The following is an 11510-nucleotide window of genomic DNA, read 5'->3' as shown; positions in this document are numbered from 1 at the left end:
CGAAGACGAAATCCCGGATCTCGGGCCACTGAGGGCTTTCCCGGACGGCATCCGGGTAACCTTAACCGGCAGGACGGGACCGCGTCGACCGCACTCCCTTGCCGCCACGTCTGCTGCCAAACACCCCCTCCCGTGGGCGGCAGCCAGTGCCTATGTTCCGCGCCATGACTAGCATCATTAAGGTTGAGAAACTCTCAAAGCGCTACGCATCCGGGTTCCAGGCCCTGGACGGCGTGGAGCTTGCCATCGGCAAGGGAGAGATCTTCGCGCTGCTGGGGCCGAACGGCGCCGGCAAGACGACGCTGATCTCCACCATCTGCGGCATCGTGCGGCCATCCGGGGGCACGGTGAGCGTCGGCGGCCATGACATCATCCGCGACTACCGCGCGGCACGAGCGATGATCGGCCTCGTGCCGCAGGAACTGACCACGGATTCCTTCGAGTCGGTCTGGGCGACGGTGAGCTTCTCGCGCGGCCTGTTCGGAAAGGCGCCGAACCCCGCCCTGATCGAGCAGATCCTCAAGGACCTGTCGCTGTGGGACAAGAAGCACGCGAAGATCATGACGCTGTCGGGCGGCATGAAGCGGCGCGTCATGATCGCCAAGGCGCTCTCCCACGAGCCGGACATCCTCTTTCTCGACGAGCCGACGGCCGGCGTCGACGTCGAGCTCAGGCGCGACATGTGGGCTCTCGTCCGTCGCCTGCGCGACCAGGGCGCGACGATCATCCTGACGACGCATTACATCGAGGAGGCCGAGGAGATGGCCGACCGGGTCGGCGTCATCTCCAAGGGCCGCATCATCCTCGTCGAGGAGAAGGCGGAACTGATGCGCAAGCTCGGCCGCAAGCGCCTGACGGTGGAACTGCAGGCGCCTGTCGCGGCGGTGCCGCCTGCGCTGGCGCCGTTCGACCTCGCCCTCGCCGATGACGGCAATGCCCTCGTCTACAGCTACGACACCCAGGCCGAGCGCACCGGCATCACGGCGCTGCTCCAGGCGCTGTCGGATGCCGGTCTGAGGCTGAAGGACCTTCACACCGAGCAGAGCTCGCTCGAGGAGATCTTCGTGAATCTGGTGAGCACGCGATGAACGGTCAGGCGATCAAGGCCATCTACCTCTTCGAGATGGCGCGCACCTGGCGGACGCTGTGGCAGAGCATCGTCTCGCCGGTCATCTCGACCTCGCTCTATTTCGTCGTCTTCGGCGCGGCCATCGGTGCGCGGATGCAGGAGATCGACGGGGTCGCCTACGGCGCCTTCATCGTGCCGGGGCTGATCATGCTGTCGCTGCTCACCCAGAGCATCTCCAACGCCTCGTTCGGCATCTATTTCCCGCGCTTCACCGGCACGATCTACGAGGTGCTGTCGGCGCCCGTGTCGCCCTTCGAAATCGTCACCGCCTATGTCGGCGCGGCGGCGACCAAATCGGTGATCCTCGGAATCATCATTCTCGCGACAGCGGCGCTCTTCGTGCCGCTGAGGATCGAGCATCCTGTCTGGATGCTCGCCTTCCTCGTGCTCACCGCGGTCACCTTCAGCCTCTTCGGCTTCATCATCGGCATCTGGGCCGATGGCTTCGAGCAGTTGCAGTTCGTGCCCATGCTGGTGGTGACGCCGCTGACCTTCCTCGGAGGCAGCTTCTACACCATCGACATGCTGCCGCCCTTCTGGCGGACGGTCAGCCTGTTCAACCCGGTCGTCTATCTCGTCAGCGGCTTTCGCTGGAGCTTTTTCGGCACGGCCGATGTCGCCATCGGCGTGAGCCTGGCGATGACGCTGGTCTTCCTCGGCCTGTGCCTTGCGGCCATCGGCTGGATCTTCCGGACCGGTTACCGGCTCAAGGCGTGAGCCGGCGGCGCCCGCGCGATCAGGCGCGGGCGATGGAGAGGAGCTTCTTCTCGTCGAGAACGCGCACGGCCTCAGGGACGATGAGGATGACGCCGTCGCGGGCAAGCTTCGTCAGCGTCCGGCTGACCGTCTCGATGGTGAGGCCGAGATAATCGGCCATGTCGATGCGCTGCATCGGCAGCTGGATCGTCACCGAGGGACCCTTGATGCGGGCCCAGCGCTCGCGCATGGCGACGAGGAAGGCAGCGACGCGCTCTTCGGCCGAACGGCGGCCGATCAGCGTCATCTGCTCCTGGGCGATGACGAGTTCGTGGGTGGCGAATTCATGCAGGCGGCGGAGGAAGTGCGGCTTCGCCGTGACGAGGTTGTCGAAATCGCGCCGGTCGAAGCGGCAGAGCGCCACGTCGTCCACCGCATCGGCGGAGAAGCCATAGCGGTTGTGCAGGGCGAGGCCGAGGAAATCACCGGGCATGGCGAAGCCGATGATCTGGCGGCGGCCGTCGGAGAGCAGCTTGTAGAGGCGGACCACGCCTTCGGTGACCGAGAAGACCGACTCGGCCGTCTCGCCCTGGTGGATGAAGGTGGTCTTCCCGTCGGCGCGGGTGTGATGGACGATATCGTCCAATTCCGGGAGTTCGTCAGGTCCGAGCGCGGCGCAAACCGCGAGCGAACGCACCTTGCAGCTATCGCAGTAGTTCTCGCCAGGCTGGCGCCCGCAGGCATGGGCCGCCTTGGGGGACGTGAGTTCGATGGTCGCGGTCATGGCAGTGACCCTTGGTGGGGGAACAAGGCACTTATCGCCTTCAGCATATATGAGAGTCTCTACCAGCGTTTGATCCAAAACAAGGACGCCGTTCGGACGGCCCGCCACCCTGCCGGCTCTCAAGCATGCTGGGAGCCTGCGCTTCGATGTTCAAAGCCCGCATCATCGACGCGACCGAGGCGATGACGGTCTTTGGACTGGTCCGGCTGTGCTATCCCGACATCGAGGTCGACGCCTGGCGCCAGCATCTTCAAGGCCTCGGCGGCGGCAAGCGCCGCAAGGCGGGATGCGTGGTCGTCAGTGACCAGCGCGGCTATGTTCACGCGGCATGCCTGTTCCGCATCACGCCCGACCCCATGTCGGGCCGGCGGCTGGAACTCTCCTATCTGTCGAAGGCCGAACTCCCGGCCAGCACCGCCCCGGACACCCTGTTCGACTTCGTTGACGAACTGGGGCGGGAAGAACACTGCTCGACCATCGTGATCGAGGAGGCGGTGACGCGGCTGGCCGATGGACCGCTAACGCATTGGGGCGACCTCGATCAGGCCCTGGCGGCCCATCACTTCCGCCCGGGGAGCGTCGGCTTCGTCAAGGCGGTTCCTGCGGCCGCCTGAGCTGGCGCCGTTCCGGCGGCTTCCGGCAATCCCGCATCGTCATCCATGATCGCGCGCCACGCCGCGCCATCCATGTCGTCGTACTGGCCGGTCTTCAGCGACCACAGGAAGCCGGCAAGGCCGAGGAGGCCGAGACCGAGGGCGAGCGGTACGAGGAAGATCAGCACGTCCATGGAAGGCCTCCTTCAGAGACGGCCCTGCCGCGCCCGAAGCGCGTTGGCGGTGACGATGACCGATGAGCCGGACATGGCGAGGGCCGCGATGAGCGGCGTCACCCAGCCGGCGATGGCGATGGGCACGGCAATGGCGTTGTAGACCACCGCCAGCCAGAGATTCTGCTTCATGAGCACCAGCGCCGTCCGGGAGACGGCGACGGCGTGGGCGACGGGCGCGAGCCGGTCGCCGAGGAAGACCGCGTCGGCGGCCGCCTGTGTCAGATGCACGGCGGTGATCGGCGACATGGAGACATGGGCGCGGGCCAGCGCCGGCGCGTCGTTGAGTCCGTCGCCGACCATCAGCACCTTGCGGCCGGCGGCCTTCAGCGCGTCGAGCCGCTCGATCTTGTCGGCAGGCTTCAGCCCGCCGCGGGCGACGGGAATGCCGAGCGCCGCCGCCACGGGCGCCACCGCTTCGGGCCGGTCGCCGGAGAGAATCTCCAGTTGCAGGCCGGCACGGGACAGGGCGGCGACCACCGCCTCGGCATCCGGGCGGAGTTGCTGCCGGATGGCGAAGACGTGACAGGTCTCGCCATGGCGGAAGGCGATGAGCGAGGCGTCGGGATGGCGCGCGGCGACCGCTGCGCCCTCCGCCTCGGCATCGCAGAAGGCAAGGCTGCCAAGCCGTGCCTCGATGCCGTCCACCAGCGCAAGGACGCCGCGGCCGGCTTCCTCGCGCGCGTCCGTGACCGGCGGAGCGTCGGGAACCGCGGCGACCAGGGCTCGGGCGAGCGGATGATGCGAGGCGGCGGCAAGGCTCGCCGCGAGCGCGAGATCGCCGGCCGGCATGTCCTCCGCCACGTCGGCGGCAAGGTCGGGGAGGGTGAGCGTGCCGGTCTTGTCGAAAACGATCGTGTCGGCCTCGGCGAGGCGCTCCAGAGCATCACCGGACTGGAGCAGCACATTGGCCTTGAACAGCGCGCCGGAGGCGACGACCTGCACGGCGGGAATGGCGAGGCCGAGGGCGCAGGGGCAGGTGATGATGAGCACCGTGATGGCGATGATCAGCGCTGGCTGCCAGGCAAGACCGGCCAGGATCCATCCGGTGAGGGTGAGGATGGCGGTGAGGTGCACCACCGGCGAATAGAGCGCCGCGGCACGGTCGGCGAGGCGGCGGTAGTTGGAGCGCGCCTCGAGCGCGGTTTCGAGCAGGCGGGTGACCTCGTCGAGCAGTGTGCCCTTCGCCGCGGCGCGCACCTCAATGGTCAGCGGACCGACGAGGTTGAGCGTGCCGGCATAGACCGTATCGCCCGCCGCGACCTCCTGCGGCAGGGTCTCGCCGGTGACGAGGCTCTGGTCGAGGCTCGAGCGGCCATCAAGGACGAGGCCATCGACCGAGACCCGCTCGCCAGGGCGCACGAGAACCCGGTCGCCCGCCACCACCGCGGCAATGGGCACCTGGCGCAGCGCGCCATCCGGCAAGAGCTTCACGGCCGTCTCGGCCTTGAGGGCGGCGATGTTGCCGGCGACCGCGCGGGTCTTGCGGCGCATCAGCTGCTCGAAATAGCGGCCGGCTAGCAGGAAGAAGAGCAGCATGACGGCGCTGTCGAAATAGGCGTGGGTGCCGTGATGGGCCGTCTCCACCAGCGACATGCCGACGGCGAGCAGCACGCCCAGCGAGATCGGCACGTCCATGTTGAGCTGGCGGGCGGCGATGGCCATGCGCGCCGAGCGGAAGAAGGGCCGGCCGGCATAGGCAACCGCCGGTACGGCGATGAGCGCCGACACCCAGTGGAAGAAGTCGCGCTGCTCCTGGGTGATGTCGGAGATGTTGCCCGACCAGACCGAGACCGACAGCAGCATGATGTTCATCATGGCGAAGCCGGCGACGCCCAGGCACTGGAGCAGGAAGCGCGCCTCGCGCACCTCCTCGCCCTCCACGGCCTTGGGATCGAAGGGAAAGGCGCGGAAGCCGAGGGCCGAGAGGCGCTGGACGATGCGCTGCGGCGTCGTCTCGGCCTCGCGCCAGTGCACGGTGAGGCGGCGGTTGGTGAGGTTGACGCGCGCCTCGTCGATGCCGGGCTCGCGCTTCAGGCCCTGCTCGATGACCGGCATGCAGGCGGCGCAGGTGATGCCGTCCACGGCAAAGTCCATGCGCGCCCGGCCTTCGCCGAGCGGTTCGACGAAGAGCGAGAGATCGGTTGCCTCCGGTGTCGCAGGAGCCACTGACACAGCGGCCGGGGGATCGACAGCGCGGGGGAGGTCGGCAGTGAGCGTCGTCGTCATGGCCCGGCCCTCAGGGCAGCATGACGCGGTTGCGGGAGCGGTAGAGCGTCTCGCCGTCGCGCGCGACCTCGATGACGAGGTCGTGGGCTCCGGCGACAAGACCGTCCGCCGTGCCCGCATAGGCGCCCGGGCCGGTGCGAGACACGTCGAAGGTGCGGTCGTTGGCGCGACGCGCCAGATGCTGCACCGAGGCCTTCACGGTGATGCGCTCCACCGGCACGCCTTCGGGCTCGCGCACCGAAACGGTCACGGCGCCGATGCCGCCCGCGTCGCGATCGACGCGGGCCTCGACCTTCCAGGCGCGGGCGTCACGCTGGCGGGCGGCGGCCAGGTCGCGGTTGAAGCGCTGGCTGGCCTTGTAGGAGCTGTCCGTGGTCAGGCCCGGCATGGTGTCGAGGGCGAGCGACAGCATCACCGCATTGACGGTGACGACCACGCCGAAGAAGGCGACGAAGCCGAGGAAGACCATGCGGCCGGTGAGGCGGCGCTGGCGGGGCAGGGCGGCGTCGAGGGTCGAGGACATGGGGGGCATCCTTCGGTTCAGCGGCTGATGAAGTGGTCGGACATGCTCACCTTCTCGCCGGTGCCGAGCTCGGTGATGCGGAAGGTGACGCGCGAGGAGGGGGGCAGGTCGGCCGGCTTCTGCGCGGTGAGGTGGACGATCACCTCGCGGGTCGAGTCGGGGCCGACGTCGATCACCGGCCAGTCGCCGGCGGTCATGGAGATGCCAACGGCGGTGAGCCTGGCGAGCGGCAACTCGTCCACGGCGAGAACGAAGATGCGGTGCACCGGCCGTTTGTTGAGGATGCGCACGGTGTAGCTGTTGCGCACCGAGCCGTCGGAGAGCTGGACATAGAGCGGATTGCGGTCGTGCAGCACCGAGAGATCGGTGAAGCTGCGCGTCATCAGGCCGTAGATCATGACAAGGCCGACGGCGGCGATGAGCGCGGCATAGGCGAGGGTGCGCGGGCGGATGATCGGATAGACCTCGTCGAGGCCCTGGCGGCGGCGGTCGATGTTGACGTCGTTGTCATAGGCGATGAGGCCGAGCGGCCGGTTCACCTTGGTCATGACGGAATTGCAGGCGTCGATGCACAGGCCGCACTGGATGCAGCCGAGCTGCGCGCCGTCGCGGATGTCGACCCCGGTCGGGCAGACGACGACGCACTGGCGGCAGTCGATGCAGTCGCCGGCAGGCTCGCCGGCCTCGCGCGCCTTGGCGGCCGCCTTCATGGACAGCCGCGGCTCGCCGCGGTCGTAGCGATAGGTGACGTTGAGGGCGTATTGGTCGGTCAGCGCTGCCTGGATGCGCGGCCAGGGGCACATGTAGAGGCAGACCTGCTCCTTCATGAGGCCGGCGAGCGAATAGGTCGTGAAGGTGAGGATGCCGATCCAGACATAGGCGACCATCGGCGCCTGGAAGGTGGCGAGATCCTTCACGAGGGTCGGGGCATCGGCGAAGTAGAGGACCCAGGCGCCGCCGGTCCACCAGGCGATCATCAGCCAGAGAAAGTGCTTCAGCGTCTTGCGGCCGATCTTCGCCGCCGTCATCGGCTGGGCATCGGCCATCATGCGCTCGCGCCGGTCACCCTCGACCCAGCGCTCGACGGTGGTGAAGAGGTCGGTCCAGACCGTCTGCGGGCAGAGATAGCCGCACCAGACGCGCCCCGCCACGGCGTTCATCAGGAACAGGACGAGGGACGCCATCACCAGCAGGCCGGTGAAATAGTAGATTTCCTGCGGCCAGATCTCGATGAAGAAGAAGTAGAAGCGGTTGTTGGCAAGATCGACCAGCACCGCCTGGTCGGGCTGGTTGGGGCCGCGGTACCAGCGCAGGAAAGGCAGGAAGTAGTAGACGGCGAGGCAGCCGACGAGGACGGCCCACTTGATGGTCCTCAGGCGGCCCTTGACGCTCTGCTGGTAGATTTCGCGGCGGCTCTCGTAGAGCGGCTCGTCCTCCGGAAAGTCCGGGACGGGCGGCGGCGCGCCCTTCGAGGCAGTGGCAGAGGCGAGGATGTCCGACATGGCGGTGGACCGGGGGATACGAGCGCCGGATGCGGCGCGTTGATCGCACCATTCCCCAAAGCCTCGCTCCGGGCCTTGACCTGCCTCAACACGCTCATCCTGAAATGGATGAAGGCGCGCACCGCTGCCACGGTGCGCGCCCCCATTCCGCGTGGACGTTCGGGTTACTGCCCGCCGCCCAGCGCGTGGACATAGACGGCGAGGGACTTCACCGTCGTCTCGTCGAGGCGGCCGGCCCAGCCGGGCATGACGCCGCCGCGGCCGAGGTTGATCGTCTCGATGATGGTCTTCTCGTCTGAGCCGTAGAGGAAGTTGCGGCTCGTCAGGTTCGGCGCGCCCATTTCGCGATTTCCCCGGCCCTCGTCGCCATGGCAGGCGGCGCAGTTGTTGGCAAAAAGCTCTTTGCCCTTGGCGGGATCGTAGCCCTGGCGCGTCGGCAGGCCGGAGAGCGCGCGGACGAAGTTCGCGACTGTGATGACCTCGTCGGGCTTCAGCGCGCCGTTGGGGCCGCCGAGCCCGGGCATCGGGCCCTGGCGCGAGCGGTCATCGGCGTTGCGGATGCCAAAGGCGATGGTCTGGTGGATGTCGGCGATGCCGCCGCCCCAGAGCCAGGTGTCGTCGCGCAGGTTCGGGAAGCTCGGCGAGCCCGTGGCCGAGAGGCCGTGGCAGGGCGCGCAATTGTCACCGAAGGCGGCCTTGCCCTGGGCGAGGGCGAAGGTCAGCAGCGTCGGATCCTTGGCGATGTCCTCGAGCGGGGTGCGGGCGAGGGCGCCGGCGCGCTCGGCCCTCAGGGCCTTCAGCGCGTCGAGCTCACGCGTCACGTCCTGCCGCGAGGCATAGCCGAAGACGCCCTTGGTGTAGTTCGTCACCAGCGGCCAGGAGGGATAGACGATCCAGTAGCCCACCGACCAGACGATGGTGGCGTAGAAGATGTAGAGCCACCACTTCGGCAGCGGCGAGTTCAGCTCCTTGATGCCGTCCCATTCATGGCCGGTGGTGGTGCGACCCGTGGCGTGGTCGATTTCGGGTTGGACGGCCATGGTTCACTCCTCCCTCAGCGGGATCTGGGCGGCCTCGTCGAAGCGCGACTTGTTGCGGGGCCAGAAGGCGTAGACGGCGATCGCGAGGAACATGCCGACGAAGTAGAGAAGGCCGACCGTCTGCGCGAAGCTGGCCAGCGTCGTGTAGGTGCTCATCGTCTCCTCCGGTCAGCGGATGTTGGCGCGGGCGTCGTAGGTGCGGAAATCGACCATGGTGCCGAGCACCTGGAGATAGGCGACGAGCGCGTCCATCTCGGTGACCGTGCCGGTGGCCGCGGCCGTGGGGTTGCCGCCGAAGGCGCGGACGGTGGCCCCGGGATAGCGGGCCTGGAGGGCCTGGACGCCGGGGCTGTCAGGGTTCACCTGGGCCCTCAGGTCGACCAGCGCATTGCTGATCTGGTCGGTCGTGTAGGGTACGCCGCCGAGGCTGTTGGTGCGCAGGTGGCCTGCGACCTGCTCGGGCCGGATCTCGGCCTGGGCGAGGAAGGCGTAGCCCGGCATGATCGACTGCGGGACGATCGAGCGGGGATTGGCGAGGTGGGCGACGTGCCAGGCGTCGGAATACTTGCCGCCGACGCGGGCGAGGTCCGGGCCGGTGCGCTTGGAGCCCCACTGGAAGGGCTTGTCGTACATGCTCTCGGCTGCCAGCGAGTAGTGGCCGTAGCGCTCTACCTCGTCACGCAGCGGACGGATCATCTGGCTGTGGCAGTTGTAGCAGCCCTCGCGCACGTAGATGGCCCGGCCTGCAAGCTCGAGCGGGGTGTAGGGACGCACGCCCTCCACCTTCTCGATGGTGCTCCTCAGGTAGAAGAGCGGGGCGATCTCGACGAGGCCGCCGATGGCGACGACCACGAGGATGCCGATGGTGAGGATGATCGAGTTCTTCTCGAAGATCGCGTGCTTGTTCCAGAGGGACATGGTTCGGCTCCTCACTCGGCCGGCACGAGGGCAGGGGTGGCTTCAGGCTCTGCAGCCTCGCCAGTCCGCACCGTCATGATCAGGTTGTAGGCCATGATCAGCGAGCCGATGACGAACAGGGCGCCACCGAGAGCACGGATCACGTAGTAGGGGTGCATCGCGTCGACGGTCTCGATGAACGAGTATTCGAGGAAGCCGAGCGCGGTGTAGGCGCGCCACATCAGGCCCTGCATGATGCCGGCGACCCACATGGCCGAGATGTAGAAGACGATGCCGAGGGTCGAGACCCAGAAGTGCCATTCGACCAGACGGTTCGAATAGAGCTGCTTCTTGTTCCACAGCCAGGGGACGAGGCAGTAGATCGCGCCGAAGGAGATGTAGGCGACCCAGCCGAGCGCGCCGGAATGGACGTGGCCGATGGTCCAGTCGGTGTAGTGCGATAGCGAGTTCACAGCCTTGATCGACATGAGCGGACCCTCGAAGGTCGACATGCCGTAGAAGGCGAGCGAGACCACCATCATGCGCAGGACGGGGTCGGTGCGCAGCTTGTCCCAGGCGCCCGAGAGCGTCATCAGGCCGTTGATCATGCCGCCCCAGGAGGGCATCCACAGCATCACCGAGAAGGTCATGCCGAGGGTCTGCGCCCAGTCGGGCAGGGCGGTGTAGTGCAGGTGGTGCGGGCCGGCCCAGATGTAGAGGAAGATCAGCGCCCAGAAGTGCACGATCGACAGCCGGTAGGAGTAGATCGGCCGCTCCGCCCGCTTCGGCACGAAGTAATACATGATGGCGAGGAAGCCGGCGGTGAGGAAGAAGCCGACGGCGTTGTGGCCGTACCACCACTGGAACATGGCGTCCTGGACGCCCGACCAGACGATGTAGCTCTTCGGCGAGTAGATCGAGACCGGGATGGCGGCGTTGTTGCCGAGGTGCAGGACGGCGATGGTGACGATGAAGGCGAGGTAGAACCAGTTCGCCACGAAGATGTGGGGTTCCTTCCGCTTCCAGAGGGTCGCGAGGAAGACGAGGAGGTAGACGACCCAGACGACCGTCAGGAACAGGTCGGCGTACCACTCCGGCTCGGCGTATTCCTTGCCCTGGGTGATGCCGAGCAGGTAGCCGGTGCCGGCGATGACGATGAAGAGGTTGTAGCCGAGGATGACGAACCAGGGCGCGAGTTCACCGGCGAGGCGGGCGCGGCAGGTCTTCTGCACCACGTAGAACGAGGTCGCGAACAGCACGTTGCCGCCGAAGGCGAAGATCACAGCCGAGGTGTGCAGCGGGCGCAGCCGGCCGAAATTGATCCAGGGAAGGTCGAAGTTGAGCGCTGGCCAGGCCAGCTGGCAGGCGATGATGAGGCCCACCGTGAAACCGGCAATGCCCCAGAACACCGCCGCCGCCACCGCGAACTGGACGGGCGCCATGTTGTAGTTGGGCTTGCCGTCGATCTCCTGCGGGATCACCGCAGGCCTGGCGAAATAGCGGTTGCCGATGGCGAAGATCGCCGCCACCGAGGCCGCCGCGAAGATGTAGATGTGGAACGAATAGGCGGGGTCCACCGAGCCGGAGGCGATGAACAGGCACAGCAGCGCCGTTCCGACGAAGGCGAGGGATGCCCCGATCTCCGGTACCGATAGTGTCTTTTGAACTTGGCTTTGGGCCATAGGGGTCCCCCTCGTCCTGCATGGCGGCAGGCGGGACGCTCCACATGGCTATCCCGCATTGCACAGCACCAATGGCAGGACGGGCCATCGCCACATTGATGTGCATCAAGACGGCGCGAAGCCCGTGGACGGGCGCGCAGGGCGATTGATGTCGATCAACGCGGGCGGGGGCCGCACGGGTGGATGGTGCTCCATCGGCGGC

At 67.2% G+C, this 11510-nt stretch carries 11 protein-coding genes and 1 pseudogene; 3 read left to right on the top strand and 9 right to left on the bottom strand.

Annotated features, from left to right (window positions below; genetic code table 11):
* The first annotated feature begins 164 nt into the window (after positions 1-164).
* A complete protein-coding gene (locus O9344_RS19450; protein ID WP_298481184.1) occupies positions 165-1088 on the top strand; it encodes an ABC transporter ATP-binding protein in 924 nt (307 codons plus the stop codon).
* On the top strand, positions 1085-1846 hold the full coding sequence (locus tag O9344_RS19445; RefSeq protein ID WP_298481182.1) for an ABC transporter permease: 762 nt from the start codon (positions 1085-1087) through the stop codon (positions 1844-1846). Before O9344_RS19450 ends, O9344_RS19445 begins: the two co-directional genes overlap by 4 nt.
* Positions 1847-1865: 19 nt before the next feature.
* Here O9344_RS19445 and O9344_RS19440 read toward each other — a convergent pair whose 3' ends face one another.
* Positions 1866-2609 carry a helix-turn-helix domain-containing protein gene (locus O9344_RS19440; RefSeq protein WP_298481180.1) on the bottom strand — a complete coding sequence of 248 codons (744 nt, stop codon included), beginning with the start codon at positions 2607-2609 and terminating at the stop codon, positions 1866-1868.
* 146 nt (positions 2610-2755) lie between these two features.
* Between O9344_RS19440 and O9344_RS19435 the strand changes: the two genes are divergently transcribed.
* Positions 2756-3223 (top strand): hypothetical protein, encoded by a 468-nt coding sequence (locus O9344_RS19435; RefSeq protein WP_298481178.1) that lies wholly within the window; start codon positions 2756-2758, stop codon positions 3221-3223.
* Between the two features lie 35 nt (positions 3224-3258).
* Here the strand turns inward: O9344_RS19435 and ccoS are convergent.
* The 8 genes and pseudogenes from ccoS to ccoN form a co-directional block, all read right to left on the bottom strand.
* A pseudogene (ccoS, locus tag O9344_RS19430) lies at positions 3259-3396 on the bottom strand (cbb3-type cytochrome oxidase assembly protein CcoS); the annotation flags it as partial.
* Positions 3397-3408: 12 nt separating this feature from the next.
* Positions 3409-5532 (bottom strand): heavy metal translocating P-type ATPase, encoded by a 2124-nt coding sequence (locus tag O9344_RS19425; protein WP_298481208.1) that lies wholly within the window; start codon positions 5530-5532, stop codon positions 3409-3411.
* Positions 5533-5674: 142 nt separating this feature from the next.
* Positions 5675-6187, bottom strand: a complete 513-nt coding sequence (locus tag O9344_RS19420) for a FixH family protein (RefSeq protein ID WP_298481176.1) — start codon at positions 6185-6187, stop codon at positions 5675-5677.
* Positions 6188-6204: 17 nt separating this feature from the next.
* Complete coding sequence (ccoG, locus tag O9344_RS19415) at positions 6205-7689, bottom strand: cytochrome c oxidase accessory protein CcoG (RefSeq protein WP_298481173.1); 1485 nt, start codon at positions 7687-7689, stop codon at positions 6205-6207.
* Positions 7690-7853: 164 nt separating this feature from the next.
* A complete protein-coding gene (ccoP, locus tag O9344_RS19410; protein WP_298481171.1) occupies positions 7854-8729 on the bottom strand; it encodes a cytochrome-c oxidase, cbb3-type subunit III in 876 nt (291 codons plus the stop codon).
* 3 nt (positions 8730-8732) lie between these two features.
* Entirely contained in the window at positions 8733-8885 is a 153-nt protein-coding gene (locus O9344_RS19405; RefSeq protein WP_298481169.1) for a cbb3-type cytochrome c oxidase subunit 3, read from the bottom strand.
* 12 nt (positions 8886-8897) lie between these two features.
* On the bottom strand, positions 8898-9647 hold the full coding sequence (gene ccoO, locus O9344_RS19400; protein WP_298481167.1) for a cytochrome-c oxidase, cbb3-type subunit II: 750 nt from the start codon (positions 9645-9647) through the stop codon (positions 8898-8900).
* An 11-nt stretch (positions 9648-9658) separates the two neighbouring features.
* Positions 9659-11308, bottom strand: a complete 1650-nt coding sequence (gene ccoN / locus O9344_RS19395; protein WP_298481165.1) for a cytochrome-c oxidase, cbb3-type subunit I — start codon at positions 11306-11308, stop codon at positions 9659-9661.
* Positions 11309-11510 lie beyond the last annotated feature (202 nt).

It is taken from the genome of Phreatobacter sp., from assembly GCF_027532945.1.
GTDB lineage: Bacteria > Pseudomonadota > Alphaproteobacteria > Rhizobiales > Phreatobacteraceae > Phreatobacter.
This window is presented reverse-complemented; position numbering and strand designations above follow the sequence as displayed.

Coding starts and splice junctions, on each gene's coding strand:
- ccoP (WP_298481171.1), bottom strand. CDS start 8,729: ATGGCCGTCCAACCCGAAATCGACCACGCCACGGGTCGCACCACCACC.
- ccoG (WP_298481173.1), bottom strand. CDS start 7,689: ATGTCGGACATCCTCGCCTCTGCCACTGCCTCGAAGGGCGCGCCGCCG.
- O9344_RS19425 (WP_298481208.1), bottom strand. CDS start 5,532: ATGGACTTTGCCGTGGACGGCATCACCTGCGCCGCCTGCATGCCGGTC.
- ccoO (WP_298481167.1), bottom strand. CDS start 9,647: ATGTCCCTCTGGAACAAGCACGCGATCTTCGAGAAGAACTCGATCATC.
- O9344_RS19450 (WP_298481184.1), top strand. CDS start 165: ATGACTAGCATCATTAAGGTTGAGAAACTCTCAAAGCGCTACGCATCC.
- O9344_RS19445 (WP_298481182.1), top strand. CDS start 1,085: ATGAACGGTCAGGCGATCAAGGCCATCTACCTCTTCGAGATGGCGCGC.
- ccoN (WP_298481165.1), bottom strand. CDS start 11,308: ATGGCCCAAAGCCAAGTTCAAAAGACACTATCGGTACCGGAGATCGGG.
- O9344_RS19420 (WP_298481176.1), bottom strand. CDS start 6,187: ATGTCCTCGACCCTCGACGCCGCCCTGCCCCGCCAGCGCCGCCTCACC.
- O9344_RS19440 (WP_298481180.1), bottom strand. CDS start 2,609: ATGACCGCGACCATCGAACTCACGTCCCCCAAGGCGGCCCATGCCTGC.
- O9344_RS19435 (WP_298481178.1), top strand. CDS start 2,756: ATGTTCAAAGCCCGCATCATCGACGCGACCGAGGCGATGACGGTCTTT.
- O9344_RS19405 (WP_298481169.1), bottom strand. CDS start 8,885: ATGAGCACCTACACGACGCTGGCCAGCTTCGCGCAGACGGTCGGCCTT.